The organism is Paramagnetospirillum sp. (assembly GCF_058402745.1).
Genome location: NZ_JBZVFI010000002.1, coordinates 80,580 through 106,516, shown reverse-complemented (window position 1 = coordinate 106,516; position 25,937 = coordinate 80,580). Strand labels below are relative to the sequence as shown.

The 25,937-nt window shown below is 66.6% G+C and carries 27 protein-coding genes; 13 read left to right on the top strand and 14 right to left on the bottom strand.

What is annotated here, in order from left to right; translation table 11 throughout:
• Positions 1–116 precede the first annotated feature (116 nt).
• The gene (locus ACV4UZ_RS00570; RefSeq protein ID WP_491599015.1) at positions 117–632 is read left to right on the top strand and encodes a hypothetical protein; all 516 of its coding nucleotides are present in this window, start codon (positions 117–119) and stop codon (positions 630–632) included.
• Positions 633–780: 148 nt separating this feature from the next.
• Here ACV4UZ_RS00570 and ACV4UZ_RS00565 read toward each other — a convergent pair whose 3' ends face one another.
• The gene (locus ACV4UZ_RS00565; RefSeq protein ID WP_491599014.1) at positions 781–1,722 is read right to left on the bottom strand and encodes a LysM peptidoglycan-binding domain-containing protein; all 942 of its coding nucleotides are present in this window, start codon (positions 1,720–1,722) and stop codon (positions 781–783) included.
• A 244-nt stretch (positions 1,723–1,966) separates the two neighbouring features.
• On the opposite strand from ACV4UZ_RS00565, the gene ACV4UZ_RS00560 reads away from it, so the two are divergent.
• A complete protein-coding gene (locus ACV4UZ_RS00560; RefSeq protein ID WP_491599013.1) occupies positions 1,967–4,192 on the top strand; it encodes an NADP-dependent isocitrate dehydrogenase in 2,226 nt (741 codons plus the stop codon).
• A 107-nt stretch (positions 4,193–4,299) separates the two neighbouring features.
• Positions 4,300–5,517 carry an NADP-dependent isocitrate dehydrogenase gene (locus tag ACV4UZ_RS00555; RefSeq protein ID WP_491599012.1) on the top strand — a complete coding sequence of 406 codons (1,218 nt, stop codon included), beginning with the start codon at positions 4,300–4,302 and terminating at the stop codon, positions 5,515–5,517.
• A 138-nt stretch (positions 5,518–5,655) separates the two neighbouring features.
• Here ACV4UZ_RS00555 and ACV4UZ_RS00550 read toward each other — a convergent pair whose 3' ends face one another.
• From ACV4UZ_RS00550 to ACV4UZ_RS00525, 6 genes are all read right to left on the bottom strand, one after another.
• Positions 5,656–5,787: a hypothetical protein gene (locus ACV4UZ_RS00550; protein WP_491599011.1), complete on the bottom strand. Its 132-nt coding sequence runs from the start codon at positions 5,785–5,787 to the stop codon at positions 5,656–5,658.
• Positions 5,788–5,936: 149 nt separating this feature from the next.
• Positions 5,937–6,689: a flagellar type III secretion system pore protein FliP gene (gene fliP, locus ACV4UZ_RS00545; protein ID WP_491599010.1), complete on the bottom strand. Its 753-nt coding sequence runs from the start codon at positions 6,687–6,689 to the stop codon at positions 5,937–5,939.
• Positions 6,686–7,015 carry a FliO/MopB family protein gene (locus tag ACV4UZ_RS00540; RefSeq protein ID WP_491599009.1) on the bottom strand — a complete coding sequence of 110 codons (330 nt, stop codon included), beginning with the start codon at positions 7,013–7,015 and terminating at the stop codon, positions 6,686–6,688. Before ACV4UZ_RS00540 ends, fliP begins: the two co-directional genes overlap by 4 nt.
• Before the next feature lie 2 nt (positions 7,016–7,017).
• Positions 7,018–7,284, bottom strand: coding sequence for a hypothetical protein (locus tag ACV4UZ_RS00535; RefSeq protein WP_491599008.1), 267 nt, complete (start codon positions 7,282–7,284; stop codon positions 7,018–7,020).
• Complete coding sequence (locus tag ACV4UZ_RS00530) at positions 7,281–7,634, bottom strand: EscU/YscU/HrcU family type III secretion system export apparatus switch protein (protein ID WP_491599007.1); 354 nt, start codon at positions 7,632–7,634, stop codon at positions 7,281–7,283. Before ACV4UZ_RS00530 ends, ACV4UZ_RS00535 begins: the two co-directional genes overlap by 4 nt.
• Positions 7,635–7,694: 60 nt before the next feature.
• The gene (locus ACV4UZ_RS00525) at positions 7,695–8,366 is read right to left on the bottom strand and encodes an NYN domain-containing protein (protein WP_491599006.1); all 672 of its coding nucleotides are present in this window, start codon (positions 8,364–8,366) and stop codon (positions 7,695–7,697) included.
• Positions 8,367–8,646: 280 nt separating this feature from the next.
• Here ACV4UZ_RS00525 and flgB point away from each other — a divergent pair, with 280 nt between their 5' ends.
• The 8 genes from flgB (at position 8,647) to ACV4UZ_RS00485 (ending at position 15,566) form a co-directional block, all read left to right on the top strand.
• Positions 8,647–9,048 (top strand): flagellar basal body rod protein FlgB, encoded by a 402-nt coding sequence (flgB, locus tag ACV4UZ_RS00520; protein WP_491599005.1) that lies wholly within the window; start codon positions 8,647–8,649, stop codon positions 9,046–9,048.
• Between the two features lie 31 nt (positions 9,049–9,079).
• Entirely contained in the window at positions 9,080–9,490 is a 411-nt protein-coding gene (flgC, locus tag ACV4UZ_RS00515; RefSeq protein ID WP_491599004.1) for a flagellar basal body rod protein FlgC, read from the top strand.
• A 12-nt stretch (positions 9,491–9,502) separates the two neighbouring features.
• A complete protein-coding gene (fliE, locus tag ACV4UZ_RS00510; protein WP_491599003.1) occupies positions 9,503–9,814 on the top strand; it encodes a flagellar hook-basal body complex protein FliE in 312 nt (103 codons plus the stop codon).
• A gap of 19 nt (positions 9,815–9,833) precedes the next feature.
• Complete coding sequence (gene fliQ / locus ACV4UZ_RS00505) at positions 9,834–10,103, top strand: flagellar biosynthesis protein FliQ (RefSeq protein ID WP_491599002.1); 270 nt, start codon at positions 9,834–9,836, stop codon at positions 10,101–10,103.
• Position 10,104: 1 nt separating this feature from the next.
• Positions 10,105–10,869 carry a flagellar biosynthetic protein FliR gene (gene fliR, locus ACV4UZ_RS00500; protein ID WP_491599001.1) on the top strand — a complete coding sequence of 255 codons (765 nt, stop codon included), beginning with the start codon at positions 10,105–10,107 and terminating at the stop codon, positions 10,867–10,869.
• Positions 10,870–10,873: 4 nt separating this feature from the next.
• Positions 10,874–11,941, top strand: coding sequence for a flagellar biosynthesis protein FlhB (gene flhB / locus ACV4UZ_RS00495; RefSeq protein ID WP_491599000.1), 1,068 nt, complete (start codon positions 10,874–10,876; stop codon positions 11,939–11,941).
• On the top strand, positions 11,931–14,315 hold the full coding sequence (locus tag ACV4UZ_RS00490) for a PAS domain-containing protein (protein ID WP_491598999.1): 2,385 nt from the start codon (positions 11,931–11,933) through the stop codon (positions 14,313–14,315). The genes flhB and ACV4UZ_RS00490 overlap by 11 nt, the downstream gene beginning before the upstream one ends.
• Before the next feature lie 69 nt (positions 14,316–14,384).
• A complete protein-coding gene (locus tag ACV4UZ_RS00485; RefSeq protein WP_491598998.1) occupies positions 14,385–15,566 on the top strand; it encodes a DNA polymerase IV in 1,182 nt (393 codons plus the stop codon).
• A 10-nt stretch (positions 15,567–15,576) separates the two neighbouring features.
• Here the strand turns inward: ACV4UZ_RS00485 and ACV4UZ_RS00480 are convergent, their stop codons facing one another.
• The 3 genes from ACV4UZ_RS00480 to ACV4UZ_RS00470 are packed head-to-tail and all read right to left on the bottom strand — an operon-like array spanning position 15,577 to position 19,737.
• Positions 15,577–16,176 (bottom strand): class I SAM-dependent methyltransferase, encoded by a 600-nt coding sequence (locus ACV4UZ_RS00480; RefSeq protein WP_491598997.1) that lies wholly within the window; start codon positions 16,174–16,176, stop codon positions 15,577–15,579.
• Positions 16,177–16,190: 14 nt separating this feature from the next.
• The gene (locus ACV4UZ_RS00475) at positions 16,191–17,231 is read right to left on the bottom strand and encodes an alpha/beta hydrolase (RefSeq protein WP_491598996.1); all 1,041 of its coding nucleotides are present in this window, start codon (positions 17,229–17,231) and stop codon (positions 16,191–16,193) included.
• A 22-nt stretch (positions 17,232–17,253) separates the two neighbouring features.
• A complete protein-coding gene (locus ACV4UZ_RS00470) occupies positions 17,254–19,737 on the bottom strand; it encodes a sensor histidine kinase (RefSeq protein WP_491598995.1) in 2,484 nt (827 codons plus the stop codon).
• A 119-nt stretch (positions 19,738–19,856) separates the two neighbouring features.
• On the opposite strand from ACV4UZ_RS00470, the gene ACV4UZ_RS00465 reads away from it, so the two are divergent.
• The gene (locus tag ACV4UZ_RS00465; protein WP_491598994.1) at positions 19,857–20,435 is read left to right on the top strand and encodes a YqaA family protein; all 579 of its coding nucleotides are present in this window, start codon (positions 19,857–19,859) and stop codon (positions 20,433–20,435) included.
• Between the two features lie 433 nt (positions 20,436–20,868).
• Here the strand turns inward: ACV4UZ_RS00465 and ACV4UZ_RS00460 are convergent, their stop codons facing one another.
• The gene (locus tag ACV4UZ_RS00460; RefSeq protein ID WP_491598993.1) at positions 20,869–21,303 is read right to left on the bottom strand and encodes a flagellar export protein FliJ; all 435 of its coding nucleotides are present in this window, start codon (positions 21,301–21,303) and stop codon (positions 20,869–20,871) included.
• A gap of 3 nt (positions 21,304–21,306) precedes the next feature.
• The gene (gene fliI, locus ACV4UZ_RS00455; RefSeq protein ID WP_491598992.1) at positions 21,307–22,659 is read right to left on the bottom strand and encodes a flagellar protein export ATPase FliI; all 1,353 of its coding nucleotides are present in this window, start codon (positions 22,657–22,659) and stop codon (positions 21,307–21,309) included.
• 90 nt (positions 22,660–22,749) lie between these two features.
• On the opposite strand from fliI, the gene ctrA reads away from it, so the two are divergent.
• Positions 22,750–23,466: a response regulator transcription factor CtrA gene (gene ctrA / locus ACV4UZ_RS00450; protein WP_085372201.1), complete on the top strand. Its 717-nt coding sequence runs from the start codon at positions 22,750–22,752 to the stop codon at positions 23,464–23,466.
• A gap of 109 nt (positions 23,467–23,575) precedes the next feature.
• Here ctrA and ubiB read toward each other — a convergent pair whose 3' ends face one another.
• Both ubiB and ubiE read right to left on the bottom strand, forming a co-directional pair.
• Positions 23,576–25,117: a 2-polyprenylphenol 6-hydroxylase gene (ubiB, locus tag ACV4UZ_RS00445; protein WP_491598991.1), complete on the bottom strand. Its 1,542-nt coding sequence runs from the start codon at positions 25,115–25,117 to the stop codon at positions 23,576–23,578.
• Positions 25,118–25,876, bottom strand: a complete 759-nt coding sequence (gene ubiE, locus ACV4UZ_RS00440; protein ID WP_491598990.1) for a bifunctional demethylmenaquinone methyltransferase/2-methoxy-6-polyprenyl-1,4-benzoquinol methylase UbiE — start codon at positions 25,874–25,876, stop codon at positions 25,118–25,120.
• Between the last annotated feature and the right edge of the window lie 61 nt (positions 25,877–25,937).

The window sequence follows — 25,937 nt, the reverse complement described above, 5'->3', positions numbered from 1 at the left end:
CGGTGTCCCTGCCGTGGCCGGCCTTTTGGATTTTCATCCCGGTCGGCGGCATGATACTAGTGTGGAGGAACCCAAGTTCCTACCATGAATTTCGTCGGGGATCGGGCGGCGTCTGCATGTCCAAGTCGAATGCGTTTTCTTTGGGCGGCATGACCTTGCCGCTGGATATCGACGCGGTGCTCGAGGGGGCGGAGGCTCCTCCCCTTTCCCTGGGTGACGGTCCGGTGGCCTTCGATTTCGGCTTCCGCTTCGTCCGCTTCGCCGCCCGCCTGGAGGAGGGCGCTGCCTCGGTCCAGCTCAAGCTGGTGGGGGATCTGGGCCCCATGCCGTTCTCGGCGGAATCGCCCGCCGCCCGCTCCGGCCTGGCGCGCATCGTCGATGCCGGCAACGCCGTGCTGGGCCAGGGAAGCTTCCGCATCAACCAGGGACGCATCCTGCTGGGGGGCGAGGTGGCCATCGACGCGCCGGTCTCGGCGGTCCGGCTGGTTTCGGCGGTGATCCGGTTCCTGGCCCCGGCCATTCCCTACATGGAACTGATGGCCATGTACGTGCGGCCGCCGCTGGCCCCCGCCCGTCCCGGCGAAAGCGCCGTGCGGCCGGAATGGCGCAAGGCGAAGCCCCGGGGGCGTTGAAGCGTTATTCCTCTCAGCCGTCATCACCGGGCTTGTCCCGGTGATCCACGCGCTGCCGAGGGGACATCGTCCGAAGCAATGGGTGGTGGCGGCACGACGTGGATGCCCGGATCAAGTCCGGGCATGGCGGAACGCTTGGGGCTGAGGCCTACTTTACGGGAACGCTGAACACCTGGCCGGGATAGATGAGGTCGGGGTTCCGGATGCTGTCGCGGTTGGCCTCGAAGATCACCGTGTAGGCGGTGCCCTGGCCATAGAGCCGCCGGGCGATGCGCCACAGCGAATTGCCCTGCAGCACCGTCACGGTCGAGCCGCCCGCGGGCGCGACCTCGTCGCCCCTGGTCCACGGGAACTCGACGCGGGCCAGCACCTTGCCCTTGTCGTCCACCTGATCGGCGCGCAGCACGTGGCTGCCCTTGCCCGGCGGCAGGGTCGAGGATACCCGCCAGTTGCCGTCGGCGTCGGCGGTGGCGCGGCCCAGCAGGCGGTTGTCCATGTAGACGTTGACCTTGGCTCCGGCCGGTGCGCGGCCGCTGACCGTCATGCGGCCCTTGTCGTCGTGGTCGACGATGTCGAGCGTAAGGGCGCCCGGAGCGCCGTTGGCCGGCCCCTGCAAAATGCGGCTGCTGCCGTCGCGGCCCGACTTGATGGCCAGGGCGGTGCCCTGGCCGCGCGGAGGCACCACCAGGACCACGGTCTCGCCGGATTCGGTCTGGCTGCCGTCGGGGTTGACCGCCCGCAGCCGGAGTTCCCGCGAGCCGGGGGCCAGCGGACCCGAGGGCAGGAAGACCCACTCGCCGCGCTGGTCGGCGGTGACCTGACCCAGTTCCTTGCCGCCGTCGATGATGGTGATGCGGGCGCCGGGCTTGGCGCGGCCGGCGATGACCGCGTCGCCGCCGGCATCGATACGCACCACGTCGAAGGACGGCTCGCCCGACTCGACGGGGATGGCGGACGACGCGGAGGCGGGCGGGGGCGGAATCTGCGCCTCCATCTCCCTCGTGTCGTCACGCTGGCCGCGCAAGGCCAGCACGATGGCGATGACGGCGACGGCAAGCCCGATCAGGGCGATGATCGTAGGCCGGTTCAACGGCGCCTCGCGATGTGGTGGCGGTGGAAGCGGTCGCTACCCTAGCCCGTATTTTCCCTACTGTCACGGGGCGGAATCCCGCCGGTACGGGTTTTCCGCCGGTCCTACCCGCCCGTTTCCCCTCCCAACGAGTAGGATTGAGTCTTGCGTTTGCCCTCCCGAATGCTATCGTCCCGCGTTTGCCGCGTGGCGGGAAATCACGGGCGGACGACGGCAAGGGCTTCCAGCGAAGGGATGAGAAACGATGAGCACCGCGAAAATCATCTGGACCAAGGTTGACGAGGCGCCGGCTCTGGCGACCTATTCCCTGCTTCCCATCGTCCAGGCCTTCACCGGGGCGGCCGGAATCGCCGTCGAAACCCGCGACATCTCGCTGGCCGGTCGCATCATCGCCACTTTCCCCGAGAACCTGACCCCCGCCCAGAAGATCAAGGACGAACTGGCCGAACTGGGCGAGCTGACGCTGAAGCCCGAGGCCAACATCATCAAGCTGCCCAACATCAGCGCCTCGGTGCCGCAGCTCAAGGCGGCCATCAAGGAGCTGCAGTCCCAGGGCTACAAGATTCCCGACTACCCCGAGGACCCCAAGACCGATTCCGAGAAGGAGATCAAGACCCGCTACGGCCGTGTGCTGGGCTCGGCGGTGAACCCGGTGCTGCGCGAGGGCAATTCCGACCGCCGCGCGGCGCTCTCGGTCAAGAACTACGCCCGCAAGAACCCGCACAAGATGGGGGCCTGGGCCTCGTCCTCCCTGGCCCACGTCGCCCACATGACCCACGGCGACTTCTACGGCTCGGAAAAGTCGGTGACCCTGGACGCCGCCACCACCGCCCGCATCGAGTTCGTGGGCAAGGACGGCGCCGTCACCGTGCTGAAGGACAAGCTGGCCCTCAAGGCGGGCGAAGTGGTGGATTCCTCGGTGATGAGCGCCAGGGCGCTGCGCGCCTTCTACGCCGAGCAGATCGAGGACGCCAAGTCCCAGCCCGGCCTGCTGCTCTCCCTGCACCTCAAGGCCACCATGATGAAGGTCTCGGACCCCATCATGTTCGGCCATGCCGTCACCGTGTTCTTCAAGGACGTGTTCGAGAAGCACGCCGCGACCATTCGCGACCTGGGCGTCAACGTCAACAACGGCCTGGGCGACCTGCTGGCCAAGATCGAGAAGCTTCCCGCCGACAAGAAGGCCGAGATCGAGGCCGACATCGCCAAGGCCTACGAGAACGGCCCGCCGCTGGCCATGGTGAATTCCGACAAGGGCATCACCAACCTGCACGTCCCCTCCGACGTCATCGTCGATGCCTCCATGCCCGCAATGATCCGCGATTCCGGCAAGATGTGGGGCAAGGACGGCAAGCTGCACGACGCCAAGGCGATCATTCCCGACCGCTGCTACGCCGGCGTCTATCAGGTGGTGATCGAGGACTGCAAGAAGAACGGCGCCTTCGACCCCAAGACCATGGGCAGCGTCCCCAATGTCGGCCTGATGGCCCAGAAGGCCGAGGAATACGGCTCCCACGACAAGACCTTCGAGGCCGCCGCCGACGGCGTCATCCGCGTGGTCGATGCCTCGGGCGCCGTGCTGCTGGAGCAGAAGGTGGAGGCGGGCGACATCTACCGCTCGTGCCAGACCAAGGACGCCCCCATCCAGGATTGGGTCAAGCTGGCCGTCACCCGCGCGCGCCTGTCCAACACGCCCGTCATCTTCTGGCTGGACCGGAACCGCGGCCATGACGCCCAGATCATCGCCAAGGTGGAAAAGTACCTGAAGGATCACGACACCACGGGCCTGGACATCTCCATCCTGCCCCCGGCCGAGGCCTGCAAGGCGTCGCTGGACCGCATCCGCAAGGGCCAGGACACCATCTCGGCCACCGGCAACGTGCTGCGCGACTACCTGACCGACCTGTTCCCCATCCTGGAACTGGGCACTTCGGCCAAGATGCTGTCCATCGTTCCGCTGATGGCGGGCGGCGGCCTGTTCGAGACCGGCGCCGGCGGTTCGGCGCCCAAGCACGTGCAGCAGTTCCAGGAGGAAGGCTATCTCCGCTGGGACAGCCTGGGCGAGTTCCTGGCGCTGGCCGTGTCGCTGGAGCATCTGGCCCAGACCTTCAAGAACGACAAGGCCCAGGTGCTGGCCGACACCCTGGATCAGGCCAACGGCAAGATCCTCGACAACGACCGCTCGCCGGCCCGCAAGGTGGGGCAGCTGGACAATCGCGGCAGCCACTTCTACCTGGCCCTGTACTGGGCCCAGGCCCTGGCCGAGCAGACCAAGGACGCGGCGCTGGCCGCCCGCTTCGCTCCGCTGGCCAAGGCGCTGACCGAGAACGAGGCCAAGATCAACGCCGAGCTGATCGCGGCCCAGGGCAAGCCCGTCGACATGGGCGGCTATTACAGCCCCGACGACGCCAAGACCTCGGCCGCCATGCGGCCCAGCGCCACCTTGAACGCGGCGCTGGCCGCCATCTAATACGGTTCGGCGGCGGCGGGAGAAGCGAACTCCCGCCGCCTTCGTTCCGGTCCGCCATCTAAAGACAAGCAGTAATTGGGCCTTTCGCACCCCGAGGAACACCGTCAATGAAGAAGATCAAAGTCGCAAACCCGATCGTCGAGCTGGACGGCGACGAGATGACCCGGATCATCTGGAAGTTCATCAAGGACAAGCTGATCCTGCCCTATCTGGACATCGACCTGAAATATTACGATCTGGGCATCGAATACCGCGACAAGACCGACGACAAGGTGACGGTCGAGGCCTCGGAGGCCATCAAGAAGTATGGCGTCGGCGTCAAGTGCGCCACCATCACCCCCGACGAGGCGCGGGTGAAGGAGTTCAACCTCAAGAAGATGTGGAAGTCGCCCAACGGCACCATCCGCAACATCCTCGACGGCACCGTGTTCCGCGAGCCGATCATCTGCAAGAACGTGCCGCGCCTGGTGCCCGGCTGGACCAAGCCCATCGTCATCGGCCGCCATGCCTTCGGCGACCAGTACAAGGCCACCGACTTCACCGTCCCCGGCCCGGGCAAGCTGACCATCAAGTTCGTCGGCACCAACGGCGAGACCATCGAGCACGAGGTGTTCGACTTCCCCGGCGCCGGCGTCGCCATGGGCATGTACAACCTGGACGAATCCATCTACGGCTTCGCCCGGGCCTGCATGAATTACGGCCTGCAGAAGAAGTGGCCGGTCTACCTGTCGACCAAGAACACCATTCTCAAGGCCTATGACGGCCGCTTCAAGGACATCTTCCAGGAAGTGTACGAGAAGGAATTCAAGGCCGAGTTCGACAAGCTGGGCATCACCTACGAACACCGCCTGATCGACGACATGGTCGCTTCGGCGCTGAAGTGGTCGGGTGAGTTCGTCTGGGCCTGCAAGAACTACGACGGCGACGTGCAGTCCGACACCGTGGCCCAGGGCTTCGGCTCGCTGGGCCTGATGACCTCGGTGCTGATGAGCCCCGACGGCAAGACCGTCGAGGCCGAGGCCGCCCACGGCACGGTGACGCGGCACTACCGCGAGCACCAGAAGGGCAAGGAGACCTCGACCAACCCCATCGCGTCCATCTTCGCCTGGACCCGGGGCCTGTTCTACCGCGCCCAGTTCGACAACACCCCCGAGGTGGCCAAGTTCGCCCAGTCCCTCGAGGAAGTGTGCGTCGAAACCGTGGAATCCGGCTTCATGACCAAGGACCTGGCCATCCTGATCGGCCCCGGCCAGTCGTGGCTGACCACCCAGCAGTTCCTGGACAAGCTGGACGAGAACCTGAAGAAGAAGATGGGTCTGGCCTGATCCTCCGAGGGGAGCGGCCGGAACGGCCGCGCTCCATCACGGGCCGACCTCCGGAGCGCGGGCGTTTCGCCCGCAAGCCGGCCAAAAAAAGCCCCGCCGATGCGAAAGCGCCGGCGGGGCTGTTTCTTCCGGACGGGATCAGCGGGTGCCGAATGCCTCGATGCGGCGGCGCATCTCCTCTTGGGCGCGGCTTAATTCCAGCAGATGGTCCCGGATCTTGTCCATGGTGGCGCCGAAGCCGGCGCGGAAGGCGTCAAGATTGAAAGGCATTCTTCGGCATTTCCTTGGGCTGGAGGTGATCCAGACAATGGTTGTGCGCGAAGTATGACAAAGGTAGGTCAACACAATTCGCGCCCTTGGTTAACTGAATTTAAACCAATGCGAAATGTGCCGTCACTTCTCGATTCGGTAGTAGGTCCTTACCCGTAACTCTGCACCAGGGACCCTACGACCAGATACCAGCCGTCCACCATGACGAAGAATATTAGCTTAAACGGAAGTGAGATCATGGCCGGTGGAATCATCATCATGCCCATGCTCATCAGCACCGAGGCGATGACCATGTCGATGATCAGGAAGGGCAGGAAGACCAGGAAGCCGATCTCGAAGGCCCGGCGCAGCTCGCTGATCATGAAGGCGGGAATCAGGGCCTTGAGCGGCACGTCCTCGGCCTTCTCCACCTCCTTGGAGCGCGACAGGTCCATAAACAGCTTCAGGTCCTGGGCGCGGACATGCCTGCTCATGAAGGCGTGGAACGGCTTGATGGCCTTCTCGAAGCCCTCGATCTCGTCCAGGTGGCCGTCCATCACCGGCTGGATGCCGTCGGTCCAGGCCTTCTCGAAGGTGGGCGCCATGACGAAGGCGGTGAGGAACAGGGCCAGGCTGACCAGCACGGTGTTGGGGGGGCTCTGCATGGTGCCCAGCGCCTGACGCAGGAAGCCCAGCACCACCACGAAGCGGGTGAACGAGGTGACCATCACCAGGATGCTTGGCGCCACCGACAGGACGGTGGTCAGCGCGATCAGCTGGATGATGCGCGACGTGGCGCTGGCCTGGGGGCCGCCCAGGTCGATGTTCAGGGATTGGGCCAGCGCCGGTCCGGCCAGCACGGCGGTGACGATGCCGATGGCGGCGGCCAGGATCAGCCGGGGGCGCAAGGCAAGGCGGGTCATGTTCCGGTCTCCGGCTTTGGGGCCTCGGGCCAGGAAGCCTCGGATTTGGACAGGGCGAAGGCGGCCCTGGGACAGTCGGATTCGACCACCACCGGCTGGCCGCCACCCAGGATCACCAGATGCTCGCGGTCGTCGCGGCGCACCAGGACAAGACGATGTTTCACGTCCAGCGTCAAGGATTCGACGATGCCCAGGCGGCGCCCGGGCCCGTTTCGTCCCGCCATGGCACCGGGCAGGCGTTGGCGCACCACCCACAGCACGGCGAAGATCAGTCCCAGCACCGCCACGAGCGACAGGATGAAGCGCAGGTAATGGGCTGAATCCATGCTCAGGCGTCCAGGGAGGTCGGGTTGTGGCGCTGGGTCAGCGCGGCGGCCAGCCGGTCCAGGTCGGCGACCAGGGCCTCGAGACCGGGGCGGAAGGCCGCTCCCTCGCTGCGGTCAAGGTCGAGCACGGCGCCGCAGACGAACTTCACCCGGCCCTCCAGCGCGGCCAGGTCCACCTCGGTTCCGGTGGCGAGCAGGCGGCGGGCGGTGCCCACCAGGGTGGCGGCCTTTTCCAGTTCCTGGCGGACGGTCTCGGACTGCTCGCTCATGCGCTGCCTCCCGGAGCCGCCGCCCCGCCCATGGCGGCGTTGGCGCGATAGACATAGGCCAGAATCTCGGCCACCGCGACGAAGGCCTCCACCGGAATGACGGTGTCCACCTCGACGGCGGCCAGCACCTCGGCCAGGTCGGGATCGGTGCGGACCTTCACCCCGTGGGCGAAGGCCAGCTGCAGGATCTGTTCCGCCACCGCGCCCCGGCCGGAGGCGGTGACGGTGGGCATGCCGGGATTGTCGGGATCGTCGGAGAGCGCCACGGCCACCTGGCGGCGCTGCGGCCGGGCGGCGGCCTCGGCCCGCTCGGCTTCCGCCTCTTCGTCCCAAATGTCCCTGTTGCCCATCGGCGGCTTCCCATCGGGGTTTCCAGGCTTCACAATGGCGCCGGCGCGCTTAAAATTCGTTTAAATGGTGGCAGATGGCCTCGGGCAGGTGGACCGCAAGCCATCAATGTGTTCGTGCAAATCCGGAGAAATTGCATTCCACATCGGATCGAGGACAAAATCGATTCCTTCCCGTCGAGCCAATTTGGCAGCAGGAACGAAGTCGGCATCTCCTGCAACAAGCACGATCTGATCCACTTGGCGCTTATATGCCAGAGACGCGATATCGAGTCCGATTTTCATGTCGGTGCCCTTTTGCCGGACATCATACTGAAAATCATCGTCTCCAAGAGAATCGAAAGTCTTGCGGCCTTTGAGCAAATCTTCCGACGCCCTGGGGGTCGGCAGCCAGCAATTCCCATCCTGAAGCCGCCCAAGCCGTAATGCGACCTTGCGCAACCGCTTCAGCTCGGTGTGGAATGCTGAGCGGAATTGCGCGGTCTCCGACTTGCCGAAGTCAAGTGCCTTCTTTGAAATCGGGAGGTGAACCTTTTTTGTCAGAGGCAGGCAGTCGTATACGAAAATCCTGTAGAGGTCTTTTCGCTCCGTCTCGCCCCGCTGCGAGAGATGGTCAAGGGCCATTTCGTGCATCGCGCGCGCGACGGCTGCGGCATCTCGGCTGTCTTTGGTGGGATATACTTTGTGAAAGCGCTTCAGAAAGAAGCCTGCATCAACAAGGATGGCGGTAGCCAACTTGCTCCTCCGCAACGTCATAGTCTGCAAATCCGCATCAAAAAGCGGAAGCCTCCAGGTTCGGCATGAGGCGGATCATCTGTCCCACATGCGTACTGCTGGAGGCGGTATGGGTTCAGTCTACCACCGACAGGAAAAAACACAACAAACCGATTGCTGTGGGCTAACCTGAATGCGAAATCGGCTACTTTACCGAATCTTAAAAGGGTCGGGCGGATAGTGATCATGGCGAGAAAGGTTCCGCTCGCCCCTGAATTCGGCAGGCGAAGGTTTCGCGCAGATGTATGACGATCTCGGCATCTTCAAGATGGCCAAGGCCCAGATGGACTGGATCGCCCAGCGCCAGGAGGTGCTGGCCGGCAACATCGCCAACATCGATACGCCGCGTTACCTGCCCAAGGACATCAAGCCGCTGAACTTCAAGGAGGTCCTGGCCGGGACCTCCCAGCCAGAGGTCGGCGCCACCGCCACCAATGCCCGGCACATCGTGCCCGAGATGGCGCCCAGCCCGTTCAAGGCGGTGACCCAGCGCCGCACCTACGAATCCACGCCCGACGGCAATGCCGTCATCCTGGAAGAGCAGATGGCCAAGATGGGCGAGGCCAATTCGCGTTACAACGCCGCCGCCTCGCTGTTCCAGAAGTACCAGAAGATGATCAAGACCGCCTCGGGCGGCCGCTGAAACCGTGACCGGGTAAGTCGAAGAGACCGCCATGGACGAGCTGAGCAAAAGTACGCAAACCGCCATTTCGGGCATGAAGGTGCAGTCCCAGCGCCTGCGCCTGATCTCGGAGAATCTCGCCAACGCCGATTCGCTGGCCCAGACCCCCGAGGGGCTGCCCTACCGCCGCAAGGTGATGACCTTCAAGACCGAGCTGGACCGCGCCACCGGGGTCAGCCGGGTCACGGTGGACAAGGTCCGGGGCGATTCGTCCGAGTTTCAGCGCCGTTACGATCCCAAGCACCCGGCCGCCGACCGCGACGGCTACGTTCTGGCCCCCAACGTCAATCCGCTGGTCGAGATGATGGACATGCGCGAGGCCCAGCGCAGCTACGAGGCCAACATGAACGTCATCAACACCTCGCGCTCGCTGCTCACTCGCACCATCGAGATGCTGCGTTAAGGATTCGCCATCATGACCTCCCGTCTCACCGACGCCATCTCCGCCTACAAGTCCGCCGCCAATCCCTTCGACTCGGTGGGCAAGTCCTCCGAGTCCGAGGGAACCGGCACCGATTTCGCCAGCGTGCTGAAGGATGCCGCCAAGGTGGCGGTGGGTGATGCCAAGTCGGCGGAAAAGGCCTCCATGGCGGCCATCGCCGGCAAGGCCGACATCCGGGAAGTGGTGGCCGCCGTGGCCAACGCGGAAATGACCCTGGAAACCGTGGTCAACGTCCGCGACAAGGTGATCAACGCCTACAACGAAATCCTGCGCATGCCCATCTGAGCCCGGGGCCGTCGCAAGGATGACCGAGCCCGAGCTGATCGACATCGCCCGCGAGACCATCATCGTCATGCTGAAGGTGGCGGCGCCCACCCTGCTGACCGGCCTGGTGGTGGGCCTGGTGATTTCCATCTTCCAGACGCTCACCCAGATTCAGGAGCAGACGCTGACCTTCGTGCCGAAGATGCTGCTGGTCTTCGCCTCCATGATCCTGTTCCTGCCGTTCATGCTGCACTCGCTGGCCGAGTTCTGGAAGCTGGTCATGGACCGCGTCATCGCCGGCGGCGGCTGACGTGCTGACCGAACTGCTGCAGCTGGACATCTTCCGCTTCTTCCTGGTGTTCACCCGCATCGGTTCGGCCCTGATGCTGTTTCCCGGCCTGGGCGGTTCGCTGGTCTCGACCCGCATCCGGCTGCTGCTGGCGCTTTCCATCGCCTTCGTGATGCTGCCGGTGGTGGGCGGCAGCTTCCCGCGGGTGCCGGGCACGGTGGGGGGCATGGTGCTGGCCATCTTCGGCGAGGCGGTGATCGGCATCTTCCTCGGCACGGTGATCATGGTCATCATGTCGACGCTCAACATGGCCGGTTCCATGATCGGCTATCAGACGGGCCTGACCAACGCCTTCTCGTTCGATCCCATCGCCCAGCAGCAGAGCCAGCTGCTGACCGGCTTCCTGTCCAATATCGGGCTGGTGGCGGTGTTCGCCACCGACATGCATCATTTGATGTTCCAGGCGGTGTTCGAATCCTACGCCCTGTTCCCGCCGGGCCAGCCCTTGCAGTTCGGCGACTACGCCGAGACGCTGGGCCATCTGGTCACCGACACCTTCAAGGTCGGCACCCAGTTCGCGGCGCCGCTGGTGGTGTTCGGCCTGGTGTTCTACACTGGCCTCGGCCTGCTGTCGCGGCTGGTGCCCCAGCTGCAGGTGTTCTTCGTCGGCATGCCGGTGCAGGTGATGGTGGGGATGTGGCTGTTCATGGTGTCGCTGCCGCTGATCATCTCGCTGTTCCTGCGCTTCTTCGAATCCGGCCTGATGCCTTACGTCCAGCCGAGGTGAGACCATGGCCGAAGACGCCGAAGACAAAACGGAAGAGCCGACCGACCGAAAACTGACCCAGGCCCGCGAGCAGGGCAACATCCCCACCTCCCAGGAGGTGAAGATCTGGGCCGGCCTGGTGGGCGCGCTGGCCATCGTCGCCATGTTCGCGCCCTACATGGCCAAGGACGTCCAACGCCTGATGCTCCCCTTCATCGAGCATCCCCACGCCTTTCCCATGGACCAGCCCGACGTGGGGCAATTGCTGGCCGAGGTCACCATCGGCATCATCAAGCTCCTGGTCCTGCCCATGCTGCTGCTGATGGTCCTGGCCGTCGCCTCGGCCATGGCCCAGAGCGGCCTGATGTTCCTGCCCGACAAGCTGACCATGGATTTCAGCAAGCTGAGCCCCATGAAGGGCATTCAGCGCATCTTCTCGGGCCGCAATCTGGTCGAGTTCCTGAAGTCCCTGTTCAAGGTGGGCGCCATCGGCTTCGTCGTCTTCCTGATCCTGAAGTCGCATATGAGCGAGTACGCCGCGCTAGCGGCGCTGGACCTGATGGCGGTGCTGGACTACCTGCGCCAGCAGGTGGTGGCCATGATCATGATCGTGGTGATTCTGGTCTTCGCCCTGGCCGCCGCCGACTGGTTCTATCAGCGCTGGTCCTTCACCCAGCAGATGAAGATGACCAAGCAGGAGATCAAGGACGAGCACAAGCAGACCGAAGGCGACCCCATGATCAAGGGCCGCCTCAGGGCGCTGCGCATGCAGCGCGCCCGCCAGCGCATGATGCAGGCGGTGCCCAAGGCCAGCGTGGTGGTCACCAACCCCACCCATTACGCGGTGGCGCTGCAATACGACCAGGATGCCATGAACGCGCCGGTCCTGGTGGCCAAGGGCGTCGATCTGATCGCCAAGCGCATCCGCGACCTCGCCACCGAGAACGAGGTGCCCATCGTCGAGAACCCTCCGCTGGCCCGCGCCCTTTACGCCACCGTCGAACTGGATGAGGAAATCCCGCCGGAGCACTACAAGACGGTGGCGGAAATCATCGGCTACGTCATGAAGCTGAAGGGTGAACTTGCGAACTGAGCCCATGCCCGCCCCCCTGGTCCTCAGTCTGGCCGCCGCGGTGGCCGGGACCGCGCTGCTGGGAATCGCCCAGGCCGGCTGGCCGGCCATCGCGGCGGCCGGCCTGGTGGCGGCGGTGTCGGGCGGCATGCTGCTGCGCCGTGCCGGCCGTCCGGGGGGCGATGCGCCGGCCCTGGCCGGGGCGCTGGACTCGGAAACCCGCGCCGTGCTGGTGGTGGCGTCCGACGGACGCGAGCTGTATCGCAATCAGGCGGGGCGCCGACTGCTGGGGGGAGGCGCCGATCCCCTGGAGCCGCTCAAGGGCCTTGCCGCCGCCGACGACCGCGCCCTGGCCGAGCTGGAGCGTCTGGACGCTGCCGCCGCGGTGGGGGCGCCCCGGCGCACCGAAATCAGCCTGGTCTCGGCCGGGGGCGGGCGCGAGTGGTTCGCGCTGGAGGTCAGGCCGGCCGGCGGCGCCCGGGCGGTGGCCTGGACCGTCGAGGACGTGAGCCCGCGCCGCGCCATCGAGGAGACGCTCAGGCGCGAGAACGAATTGCTGTCCGACTTCGTCGACCTGCTGCCGGTGGGCTGCTATTCCGCCGATGCCGACGGCACGGTGCGCTACGTCAACCAGCGTCTGGCCGAGTGGCTGGGCAAGAGCGGCGACGAGATCGTCGGCCACAATCTGGCCGAGGTGTTCGGCACCGTCCCCAACCCCGAGGAGGAACGCGCCGAGCTGCGGCTCCGGGGCCGTTCGGGCGAGGTGTTCCAGGCCCTGGTCGCCCATTCGGTGTTCGACGAGGGCGGCGAGATGTTCACCCGCTCGGTGGTGGTGCGCGATCTGGTGCCGGAACAGCAGTGGGAAAAGGCGCTGCGGGCCGCCGAGCGCCGCTTCCGCTGGCTGTTCGACGACGCGCCGGTGGGCATCGCCCTGGTGGACCTGGACGGGGCCATCGGCGCCTGCAATCTGGCGCTGCAGGCCATGCTGGGCATCGACCGCGACGATATGATCGGGCGTCCCGTCATCGACGTCATCGCCGAGGAGAACCGGACCCCGGCCTCGGAACAATTGGGCAAGGTGCTGACCGGCTCCACCCCCGGCACCCATCTGGAGGTACGCCTGAAAGGGCGGCGCAACCTGATCGCCCAGCTGTTCGTCAGCCCCAGCCACGAGGACGGCGACATCTCGGGCCTGGTCATCCATTTCATCGACGCCACCGAGCAGCGCAACCTGGAAATGCAGTTCGCCCAGAGCCAGAAGATGCAGGCCATGGGCCAGCTGGCGGGCGGGGTGGCCCACGACTTCAACAATCTGCTCACCGCCATGATCGGCTTCTGCGACCTGCTGCTGCAACGGCACGGGGCGGGTGATCCCAGCTTCGCCGACATCATGCAGGTCAAGCAGAACGCCAACCGCGCCGCCTCGCTGGTGCGGCAATTGTTGGCCTTCTCGCGCAGGCAGGCGCTGCAGCCGCGCCTGCTGAACGTCACCGACGCCCTGGCGGAACTGTCCAACCTGCTGCGCCGCCTGCTGGGCGAGACCATCGAGCTGCGCATGACCCATGGCCGCGCCCTGGGGCTGGTGCGCGTCGATCCCGGCCAGTTCGATCAGGTCATCATCAACCTCGCCGTCAATGCCAGGGACGCCATGCCGGGCGGCGGGGCGCTGACCATCCGCACCAACGCCGTCCACGTGGACCAGCCGGTGCAGCGCGGCCCAGAACTGATGCCGGCCGGGGATTACGTGCTGATCGAGGTGATGGATACCGGCACCGGTATCGGCAAGGAGAACCTGGCGCGCATCTTCGAGCCGTTCTTCTCCACCAAGGAGGTGGGGGCGGGCACCGGCCTGGGGCTGTCCACCGTCTACGGCATCGTGCGCCAGACCGACGGCTTCATCTTCGTCGATTCCGAGCCCGGCCAGGGCGCCACCTTCTCCATCTATCTGCCGCGCATCGACGCCGATCCGGCGGCCGAGACCCGACGCCCCGCCCAGCAGGCGGAATCCGCCGGGGCCGATCTCACCGGATCGGGCACCATCCTGCTGGTGGAGGACGAGGACGCCGTGCGGCTGTTCGGCGCCCGGGCGCTTCGGAACAAGGGCTACACGGTGATCGAGGCCCGTTCGGGCGAGCAGGCCATGGAAGTGCTGAACGGCGGCGAAGCCATCGCCGTCCTCATCTCCGACGTGGTGATGCCCGGCATGGACGGCGTGACGCTGGCCCGTTTCGTGCGCATGGAGCGTCCCGACATCAAGGTCATCCTCATCTCGGGCTATTCCGAGGACGTCGCCCGCGACGGCATCGATCCCGACGCCGGCATCCACTTCCTTCCCAAGCCCTTCTCGCTCAAGCAACTGGCCGGGGCGGTCAAGCAGGTGATGGAGGGCGGGTGAGGGGCGCGCTCCGCGCCCCGGCCGGTATCCGGGGGTTTCTTTTCGTCCGGGCCGCGCTATAGTCCACCCATGGGAACATATGGTGACCAGATGCCGGCGGTATGTCGGGATTGCGGGGCCCTGGGAACGGGGGAGGACGTGTGCGCCGCCTGCGGCTCGGCACGGCTGGTCCGCCATGCCGAGCTGCCGGATCTCTGCATCGCCCACATCGACTGCGATGCGTTCTACGCCTCGGTGGAGAAGCGCGACAATCCATCCCTGGCCGACAAGCCGGTGATCGTCGGCCATCCGGGCGGGCGCGGCGTGGTGACCACCGCCTGCTACGTGGCGCGCAAGTTCGGGCCGCGCTCGGCCATGCCCATGTTCAAGGCGCTGGAGCTCTGCCCGCACGCCGTGGTCATTCCCCCCGACATCGCGAAATACAAGCGGGTCAGCGCCGACATCCGCGCGCTGTTCGAGAAGGCCACCCCCCTGGTCGAGCCGCTGTCCCTGGACGAGGCCTATCTCGATCTGTCGCCGGAGGTGCGGCGGGTGGAGCGTCCGGCGGCGGTGCTGCTGGCCCGGCTGGCCCGCGCCATCCGCCGCGAGGTGGGGATCACCGTCTCGGTGGGCCTCAGCTACAACAAGTTCCTGGCCAAGATGGCGTCGGACCTGGACAAGCCCGACGGCTTCTCGGTGATCGGCCGCCGGGAGGCGGCGGCGTTCCTGGCGCCCCGCCCGGTGACCGCCCTGTTCGGCATCGGGGCGGCCACGGCGGCGCGCATGGCGGAGCAGGGCATCACCACCATCGCCCAGCTGCAATCCCTGCCCGAGGCGGAATTCGTGGCGCGCTGGGGCAAGTTCGGCCGGCGGCTGGCCGGCATGGTGCATGGCATCGATCTCCGCCCGGTCAATCCCGATCGCCCGGCCAAGAGCGTCTCCACCGAGACCACCTTCGCCCGCGACATTCGGGAGTCCAAGGCCCTGGCCGAAGCCTTGGCGCCGCTGGCCGAGGGCGTGGCGCGTCGCCTCGACCGCGCCCGGCTGGCGGGGCGCACCGTGGTGCTGAAGCTCAAGACCGCCGATTTCCGGGTGATCACCCGCCATCATCGCCTCGCCGATCCGACCCGGCGGGCGGAGGTCATCCGGCGGGCCGGGCTGGCGCTGCTGGAGCGTCAGGCGGACGGACGCGCCTTCCGCCTGCTGGGCATCGGCATGGCCGACCTCTGCCCGGCGGACGAGGCCGACCCGCCCGACCTGTTCGGACGCTGATCCGAGAGGATCACGGCAGGAACTTTGGCGCCAGCTCGTGCATCCGCGCCTCGCTGGTCTCCGACTTGAAGGCCAGCAGCCACAGGTCGAACGATTTCTGCCGCCGTCCGCCGATGGTATTGGCGAATCCCGCTCCCAGCAGGCAGCGGTCCAGCACCGAATAGGTGAAGCCGCATTTGTGGGCCATGTAGGTGTTGCCCTGGGCGATCATCCCGCGGTGCCCGTAGAGGATGTCGATGGGGCTGATGGGACCGGCCGGGGAATCGTAGAGCGGCTCGATCAGCTGGTCCCGCGCCACGGCCTCGCAGACGGTTTGCAGGTCGGGACAGGTGATCACCAGGAAGCCGTCATCCTTCAGCACCCGGTGAAACTCCTTCAGCGCGGTGAGCACCTCGTGCGGGAAGACGTGTTCGATGTTGTGGCTGGAATAGACGGCATCGACGCTGGCGGTTTCCACCTGCCGCATGTCGGTGAGCGTACCGACGATATCGGGGTTCACACTGGCGTCGATATCGAAGCGGATTTCCTGCCAATCACTGGAGTCGAAGCCCTTCAGGCCCGACTTGTTCTGCGGGCCGCAGCCCACATGGAGAAATTTCTTCGTCATCATTGCTTCCGCCTGCTTCAGCGCCGGGGCGCCGGGGATTCCAGGAACTCGGCCACCGCCTGATAAAGCTGCCTGCGATTCTTCTCGATCAGGGCGGCGTGGGTGGCCTCGCCCACCATGACGTAGCGCTTGTAGGGCGAACCGGTGAGGCGGTTGAACAGCTTCATCCCCATGGCGGGCGGCGCCTCGGCGTCCCATTCACCCTGGATCACCAGGGCGGGAATGGACAGGCGCTCCGGGTTCCAGCGCGGCTTGCCCGAGGCCCAATAGCGCATGGTGTCCAGCACCACGCCGTTGGGAGCGCGCACCGTGTTGGGGGAGGCGGGCTCGGAATCGCTGGCCAGGGTCGCCTTCAGCCAGTCGCCGAACACGGCCTTGGGCAGCACGGCGTCGCGCTTGGCTTCGGGCACCGCCTTCAGCCAGATGTCGCGGGCGTCCCTGGGGTCCACCTGACGCCAGGCGGGAACCCGGGCCAGTTCGGCGTCGGTGGGCGGCGTCACGTCGCGCAGCCATTGCGGCGCGTAGAGCACCAGCCGCTCCACCTTGTCCTGGGCGGAATTGGCGTAGGTTCCGGCCAGGGTGGCGCCCCACGACCAGCCGACCAGCACCAGGCGCTGGGAATTGCGCCGCGACAGGATGAAGTCCACGGCGCGGGTGACGTCTTCCACCGCCTCGGTGGTGTCCACCACGGGCGGGTTGGCCTCGGGCGTCTGCTTCATCTCGGGGGGACGGCCCGACTTGCCGTAGCCGCGGATGTCGAGCGTGTAGACGTCATAGCCCCGGGCCGCCATCCAGTCCATCCAGCTCTGGCCGTCCACCGCCATGTCGAAGGAGGAATGGGCGGGGTAGGTGGCGCCGTGCAGGAACAGCACCGTCTTCTCCGGCTTGACGTCGTAGAGATTGGCGGGGTGCTTGTTGCGGATATAAAGCGGCTGATCCGGCCACTTGCTGCCGATGGAGAATTCCTCGGTCACCGTCTCGGCCCGGGCGGGCAGGGCCGCCGCCACCAGCATCGCGGCGGCGACAAGGCCCCTCCGCCATCCCATCTTGCTCATCATCTCCCGTCCGCTCCCTTGCAGATTACGCCGCTCCGACGCCCACCGGCAGGCGCACGGTCACCACCGTACCCTCGCCGGGAACCGAAGCCAATTCCACCCTGCCACCATGCAGGTCCACGAAACGATGCACCAGGGCGAGTCCGATGCCGGAATCGTCGTCGCCCCGGCCGGCCGGCAGCGCCTCGCGGCGGCCGCCCGGCGCGAAACCGTCGAACAGGCTCTGGCGCTGTTCGTCGGACAGGACGGCGCCGGTGTCGCTGATGGTCAGCGCCAGTTCGCTCGGCCGCCGCTCGGCCCGCACCGTCACCCGTCCGCCGGCCGGCGTGCGCTTCAGCGCGTTGCCCAGCAGGTTGAACATCACCTGGCGCAGCCGGCGCTCGTCGGCGACGATCCAGCCGATCTCCAGCGGGCAGTCGAAATCCAGGTGCAGCTTCTTCTCGCGCACCCTTTCCCGCACCAGCCCCAGCACGCCGGAAAGCATGGGGTGGATGTCGACGGTGTCCAGTTCCAGCGTCATCTGGCCCGCCTCGATGGCGGCGAGGTCGAGGATGTCGGAGATCAGCGCCTGCAGCCCCTGGCCCGCCTCGGTAATGCCCTTGGCGTATTCGTGCTGGCGCTTGTTGAGCTTGCCGAAATACTCGGCGGCCAGCATCTCGGAGAAGCCGATCACCGTGGTCAGCGGCTTTCTGACCTCGGCCGAGACGTTGGCGATGAATTCGCTCTTCAACAGGTCGGCGGCGGCCAGCGCCTCGTTCCTTTCGCGAAGCGCGCGCTCGACCCGGGCGGAATCGGTGACGTCCAGCCAGGTCAGCAGCATGGCCCCGTCGGGCAGCGGCACCGAGGCGAAATCGACGATGGAATCGTCCAGGCGCTCGACCCTGCCGCTCTGGGGCGCCCGGGTGTTGAACAGGGCCATCAGGCGCTCGCGCATTTCCGGCCAGACCGAGGCGCGCCCGGCGCCGCCCTCGAAATAGGGCCGGTGGGCCTCCACCAGTTCGTTGACGTGGGGCTCGGCCTCCAGCAGGGAGGCCGGCAGGTTCCAGATGCGCCCGTAGGCGGGATTGAACAGGCGCAGCCGCCCGTCGCCCCTGAACACCGCCACGCCCTCGTGCAGGTGGTCCAGGGTCTCGCGCTGCACCGCCAGCGCGGTGTTGAACGAGCGCTCCAGCGCCAGGGTGTCGGTGACGTCCTCGTAGGTGAAGATCAGCCCGCCATAGGGATGGGCGGCGATCATCCGGCGCAGGGTGCGGCCGTCGGGCAGGTGCAGCAGGGTCTCGGCGGCGTCGATCAGCGAGATGAACCGCTTCAGTTCGTCTTCCTTGTAGGCGCGGTAATCGGCCACCTCGGGCAGCAGGCGGCGTTCGCGCAGCGAATCCAGCACGGCGCCGTAGGTGGGCTGATTCCCCAGCCAGTCCGCTTCCAGCCGCCACAGCCGGGTGAAGGCGGTGTTGAAGAAGGTCAGCCTCGTATCGGTGGAGAAGATGGCGATGGCGGTGGCCAGATGCTCCAGCACCTGGGCGTGGGCGCTGGCGTGGCGCGACAGCTCCACCTGCAATTCCTCGATGCGGGTGAGGTCCATGGCGTAGCCGGCGGTCAGCAGCCCGCCGTCGCCGGTCTCGAACGGCGCCTCGGTGATCTCGGTGAAGCGGCGCTGGCCGCCCAGCACCAGATGGAAGGATTCGGCGCGGGGCTCGCCCGCCGCCCGCGCCCGGGCGGCCAGGGCGCGGGCCTCGCGCACCGAGCCGTCCGAGGCCAGTTCGATCTGCCCCGCCACCGCCGCCTGGGGCGAGGCCACGTCCACCGCCCTTGCGTAGGCCCGGTTGACGTGCAGCAGCGACAGGTCGTCGTCGCGCACCCAGACGGGAATGGGCAGCATGCCCAGCAGGCCCTCGATCCGTTCCCGTTCGGCCACCAGCCCGGCCAGGCGCGACGCCAGCTCCGCCTCGAAGGCGGCATCCTCGGTCACGTCGTGCATCCAGATCAGGTCGGCCAGAGCCTGGCCATCGGCGCCGGCGGCGCGGATTCCCAACGCCCGGACGCGGCGGCCGCCGTCGCGCAGGCGCAGTTCCAGCTCGAAGCCCTGGCCTTCCTTGCGCAGGCGGGACGCGGCGCCGTCCAACTGGGCGGCGTCGGCGGCGGCGAAGGATTCCAGCACGTCGGTGAAGGTGGAGTCGGTGCCGCCGAACAGGCCCAGCAGCACGGCAAGGCGGCGCGAGCAGATTTCGCGCTCGCCCCCCAGCCAGGCGTAGAAGCCGTCGGGCGCCGCCAGCAGGCTCTCGCCCAGGCGTTCGGCCAGGGCGGCGGAGCGCGTGGCGTCGGCGGCCAGCCCCACCATGCGCCAGCGCAACAGCAGCAGCACCGCCACGGCCGGCACCAGGACCAGCAGGGCGCCGATGCCCAGCGACAGGGGGTCGAAGCGCAGGGCGGCCAGGGCGAGCGACTCCTCGGCCACGGCATCGCCCGCAATCCCCATCACCGCCAGTCCCGCCGCGATCGCCGCGCGCATGTCCGCATTCTCCCCGATACGGCCCCAAAGTGCCGTTGGCGCGCGCAAAAGACAAGGGGTGGTTGCCCCGACCGGCCTCTGCTGCTACACCTCGCCCGCTGTTCGGAGGAGAGAGCGAGATGCTGAAGAGCCTTTACGACTGGATGATGGCCAAGGCGGCCCACCGGCATGCCGTGTGGTGGCTGGCGGCCATCTCGTTCATCGAAAGCTCGTTCTTTCCCATCCCGCCCGACGTCATGCTGATTCCCATGGTGATCGCCGCGCCCACCCAGTGGCTGCGCATCGCCATGATCTGCACGCTGTCCTCGGTGGCGGGCGGCTATCTCGGCTACGCCATCGGCGCCTTCGCCATGGATTCCATCGGCATGGCCATCCTGGGGGCCTTCAAGCTGCAGGAGAAATTCCACGCCTTGAAGCCGATCATCGACGAATGGGGCGTGTGGTTCATCATCGTCAAGGGCGCCACGCCCATTCCCTACAAGCTGGTGACCATCACCGCCGGCGCCTTCGACTTCGACCTGGCCAAGTTCACCTTCGCCTCCTTCATCGCGCGGGGCATGCGCTTCATCCTGGTGGCGGCGCTGCTGTGGAAGTTCGGCCCGCCCATCCGCGACTTCGTGGAGCGTCGCCTGAAGCTGGTCACCACCGTGTTCGTCATCGTCCTGGTGGGCGGCTTCTTCGTGGTCAAGCTGCTGTAGCTTCGGCCCCGTCCAGCTGAACCGGCGATAACCTTCGGCAGGGAGCGGCAAAGGTCTTGCCGAGTCCTGACGGTTGAATTATTCTATTTCTCACTCTGACGCCTGTCCCAGCTCCCCCCACTCCGCCGGGACGGGCCGCCAGGGCCCCACCGCTCAATCTCAGGGAGACGGGTGGGAAAAGGGCATAGCTCGCGCCACCCTCCCCCCATACGGGGCGCGAAGCTGCCACGGGCGGCGAGGGACAAGGCCGGCACACCGGCCCCATCCCTCGCCGGCCCATAAATCATACCGTCCGCCAAAAGAACCGACTCTTCCTGTCATCCCGAGCTTTGGCGAGGGATCTTTCACGCGATGGCGGCAACCGCTTGCAGCTGAAAGATCCTTCCTCCCTGCGGTCGTCAGGATGACAAGTCGGTTCAAATGACGGCCGGTATCACCCCTCGTCCTTGTCCCGCCTGCGGTGGATGTTCAGTCCGATCTCGTCCAGGAAGGCCTGTTCCTTCTTGTCCAGCTCGGCCTGGGCGCGGCGTTCGCGCTCCTTCTGGGTGATCTCGTAGGTTTTCAGCTGGTTGAAGGCTTCGGCCAGGTCGTCACGCGCCCGGTTGATCTCCTGGCGCACCTGCTCGAGCATCTGCATCAGCTGTTCGCGCCGGGCCAGCCAGGCATTGGCGAAGGCGGCATAGGCGAAGCCCACCCCGGCGGCGTCCTCGGAGGCCACCTGCTGCTCATGGATCAGGCTCTGCTCGGCCTGCTGGATGGCGGCGAGAATCTGGTCCTCGCGGCCCTGCAGCGCCACCAGGACGCGCTGCTTCTCGTCCACGTTCCACTTGGCGAGGCGGATGAGGGTCTTCAGCCCCTTGGCGGCCATGGATCACTTGCGCCCCATGCCGTCGCCGTCGAACGGCATCCCGAGGATCTCGGCCAGCTGGGCGTAGGCGGTCTGCAGGTTGGTGGCCTCGGTCTTCAGCTGGCCGAGGAAGGCTTCCAGGGCCGGGTAATAGTGGATGGCCTCGTCCACCTTGGGGTCGGTGCCGCGACGATAGGCGCCCAGGCGGATCAGCTCGGCCATGTCCTCGTAGGTGGACAACAGGGCGCGGGCCCGGCGCACCAGATCGTTTTCCTGCTGGTTGTTGCAGCCGGGCATGGTTCGGCTGACCGAGCGCAGGATGTTGATGGCCGGGTAGCGGCCGCGCTCGGCGATGGAGCGGTCCAGCACGATGTGGCCGTCCAGGATGCCGCGCACCGCGTCGGCGATGGGCTCGTTGTGGTCGTCGCCGTCCACCAGCACGGTGAACAGGCCGGTGATGGAGCCCTTGCCCACCCCGGGTCCGGCCCGTTCCAGCAGGCGGGGCAGCTCGGCGAACACGGTCGGGGTATAGCCCTTGGAGGCCGGCGGCTCGCCCGCCGACAGCGAGATCTCGCGCTGGGCCATGGCGAAGCGGGTCACCGAATCCATCATGCACAGCACGTCCATGCCCTGGTCGCGGAAATACTCGGCCACGGTCAGCGTCATGTAGGCGGCCTGACGCCGCATCAGCGGGCTTTCGTCCGAGGTGGAGACCACCACGATGGAGCGCTTCATGCCCTCCGGCCCCAGATCGTCCTCGATGAATTCGCGGGCCTCGCGGCCGCGCTCGCCGATCAGTCCCAGCACGGCGATGTCGGCCGAGGTATTGCGCGCCATCATGGACATGATGGACGACTTGCCGACGCCCGATCCGGCGAAGATGCCCATGCGCTGGCCCCGGCAGCAGGTCAGGAAGGCGTTGACCGAGCGCAGGCCCAGGTCGATCTTGCCGGCCACCCGCGAACGGGAATGGGCCGAGGGCGGGGCGGCCTTGATCGGGTAGGCGGTGTCGCCGCCGGGCAGCGGCCCCAGCCCGTCCACCGGCTCGCCGAAGCCGTTGATCACCCGGCCCAGCCAGCCCCGGTCGGGATAGACCACCGGTTCGGCGTCCTGCACCTCGGTGCGGCAGCCAAGTCCGATTCCTTCGATGGGAGAATAGGGCATCAGCAGGGCGCGGCCCTGACGGAAGCCCACCACCTCGCAGATCACCCGGCGGCCGTCGCGGGCCACCACGTTGCAGCGGTCGCCCACCGAAATGGTCCGCTGCACGCCGCCCGCTTCCAGCAGCATGCCCTGAACGGCCGCCACCTGGCCGTAAACCTGAATGTTGGAAACCCGCTCGATGTCGTTGATCAGGTTGCGGACAAGGAATTTCAATCGCGTACCCCTTCCAGCCGCCTTGAACTCGTCAGAATACCCCCGTATGGTTAACACATCGTAGAGACGGATGGGACCGGGGACCTTACGATGCGCGTTCTAGTGGTCGAAGACGACCAGCTGATGTCCAGGGCGATCGAAGCCATGCTCAAGGCCGAGGGCATGGTGGTGGATACCACTGCCTTGGGCGAGGATGGGCTCGAGATCGGCAAGCTCTACGATTACGACATCATCCTGCTGGATCTGATGCTGCCCGACATGGACGGCTACGAGGTGCTGCGCCGCCTGCGCTCGGCGCGCATCGAGACGCCCGTGCTCATTCTGTCGGGCCTTTCCGAGCCGGACAAGAAGATCAAGGGGCTGGGTTCGGGCGCCGACGATTACCTGACCAAGCCGTTCGACAAGGGCGAGCTGGTGGCCCGCATCCAGGCCATCGTCCGGCGCTCCAAGGGCCATGCCCAGTCGGTGATCGACACCGGCAAGCTGTCTGTCAACCTGGACGCGCGGACCGTCGCCGTCACCGGCGAGCCGCTGCACCTGACCGCCAAGGAATACGGCATCCTGGAACTGCTCAGCTTGCGCAAGGGCCAGACGCTGACCAAGGAGCAGTTCCTCAACCACCTCTATGGCGGCATCGACGAGCCCGAGCTGAAGATCATCGACGTCTTCATCTGCAAGCTGAGGAAGAAGCTGGCCACCGCCACGGGCGGCGAATCCTACATCGAGACGGTGTGGGGACGCGGCTACGTGCTGCGCGACCCCGACCTGCCGGCCGCCAATTCCAACAAGGCCGGCGCGGCGGAATAGGCCACTCCCGCTGTCATCCTGAACGAAGTGAAGGATCTTTCAGCATCCGGCGGCCGCGCCTGCCTGAAAGATCCTTCGCCGATGGCTCACGATGACAGGCTTGCGCCCGTCACTTCAGATACAGCGCCACCGCCAGGGCGGCGGCGATCACCCAGGCCACCACGGGTGAGGAGCGACGCATGCGGCTTTGTTCCGGGAACATGGCCTTGACCGTTTCCGGGTGCAGCTTCAGCCCCTGGTTGACCAGCATGGAATAGGTCCGCTCGGTCTCGGCGATCAGGCGGGGCAGGCGTTCGAGCGAGCCGACCACGCTGGAGACCGTCTCGCGCACCTTGGCCTCGGGGCCGAGATTCTCGCGCATCCAGCCTTCGATCAGCGGCTGGGCCAGATGCCACATGTTGATGTTGGGATCGAGGATGCGCCCCACGCCCTCGGCCACCAGCATGCTCTTTTGCAGCAGCAGCAGCTGGGGCTGGGTCTCCATGGCGAAGGTCTCGGTCACCTGGAACAACTGGCCCAGCAGCTTGGCGATGGAGATCTCGTGCAGCGGCCGGCCCAGAATGGGCTCGGCGATGGAGCGGCAGGCCTGGGTGAAGGTGTCCATGGACTGGTCGGCCGGCACGTAGCCGGCGGCGAAATGCACCTCGGCCACCTTGCGGTAATCGCCCGACAGAAAGCCCAGCAGCATCTCGCCCAGGAAACGCCGGGTGCGTTTGTCGACCCGGCCCATGATGCCGAAATCCATGGCGATGAGCTGGCCGCCCTCGCCGATGAACAGGTTGCCCGGATGCATGTCGGCGTGGAAGAAGCCGTCGCGGAACACCTGCTTGAACATGGCCTCGGCGGCCTTGGACAGCACGTCCACCGGATCGATGCCCGCCGCCCTGAGGCGCTCGGTCTCGTCCACCGGAATGCCCGAGACGCGCTCCAGCGTCAGCAGCCGCTTGCCGGTGCGCAGCCAGTCCACTTCCGGCACCTTGAAATTGTCGTCGCCCCGGAAGTTCTCGGCCAGTTCGGAGGCGGCGGCCGCCTCGAAGCGCAGATCCATCTCCAGCGTGACGGATTCCTCGAAGGTCTTGACCGTCTCGACGGGCTTCAGGCGGCGGATGCGGGGCAGGGCCAGCTCGGCCCATTCGGCCAGCCAGTACAAGAGGTCGATGTCGCGGTGGAACTTGGCCTCGACGCCGGGGCGCAGCACCTTGACCGCCACCTCGCGGCCCTGGCGGGTGATGGCGAAGTGGACCTGGGCGATGGACGCCGCCGCCACCGGCACGTCGTCGAAGCTGGAATAGAAATTGGACAGCGGGCCGCCCAGTTCCTCCTCGACGATGCGCCGCGCCTCTTCCGGCGGAAAGGGCGGCAACTCGTCCTGCAGGCCCGACAGGTCGGCGGCCATCTCCTCGCCCAGCAGGTCGGCGCGGGTGGACAGCGCCTGGCCCAGCTTGATGAAGGAGGGGCCCAGTTCGGCCAAGGCGGCGGCCAGACGCTGGCCGGGGCGCCCGGTGCTGGCCGGCGAGCGGCCGCCGCGCAGCAGCCTGGAGCCGAAGCGCGCCAGGGGCAGGGCCTCTTCCAGCAGGAACAGGGCGTCATGGCGGGCCAGCACGCGGCCGATGGTCAGCAGGCGGTTGAGATTGCGGATCGACCGGATCATTTACAGGCGCCACCCCGAATGGATGGCGGCGATGCCCGCCGACAGGTTGCGCACTTCGACGCGGGCGAAGCCGGCGGCCTCGACCATGGCGGCCATTTCCTCCTGGGGCGGGAACTTGCGGATGCTCTCCACCAGATACTGGTAGGCCTCGGCGTTGCCGGTGACCATGCCGCCCACCTTGGGCAGCACGTTGAAGGAATAGGCGTCGTAGGCCTCGCGCAGGCCCGGCACGATGACGCGGGAAAATTCCAGGCACATGAAGCGCCCGCCGGGACGCAGCACCCGATAGGCCTCGGCGATGGCCCGGTCCCAATGGGTGACGTTGCGCAGGCAGAAGGCGATGGTGTAGCGGTCGACCGACCGGTCGGGTATGGGCAATTCCTCGGCATTGCCGCACACCCAGGTCAGCCCGTCCAGCAGATTGCGGTCCACGGCGCGGTCGCGGCCGACGGAGAGCATCTCGCGGTTGATGTCGCACACGGTCACCGGGCCGCCGCCCCGCTTCTTCCAGCCGAAGGCGATGTCGCCGGTGCCGCCGCCCACGTCCAGCAGGGTCTGGTCGGGGCGGGGCCGCAGCCAGTCGAGGAACGCCGACTTCCACAGGCGATGGACGCCGGCGCTCATCAGGTCGTTCATCAGGTCGTATTTGGACGCCACCGAATCGAAGACGCCGCGAACGAGGGAAACCTTCTCGTCCTCGGCCACGGTCTTGAAGCCGAAATGGGTGGTGCCGTCGTCGTGGGAATGGCTGTTGCTCATGGTGCGGCACCTTATCGCGGAAATTGGGCGCTGTCACGGGGTGCCGCCTCCATTATACTCC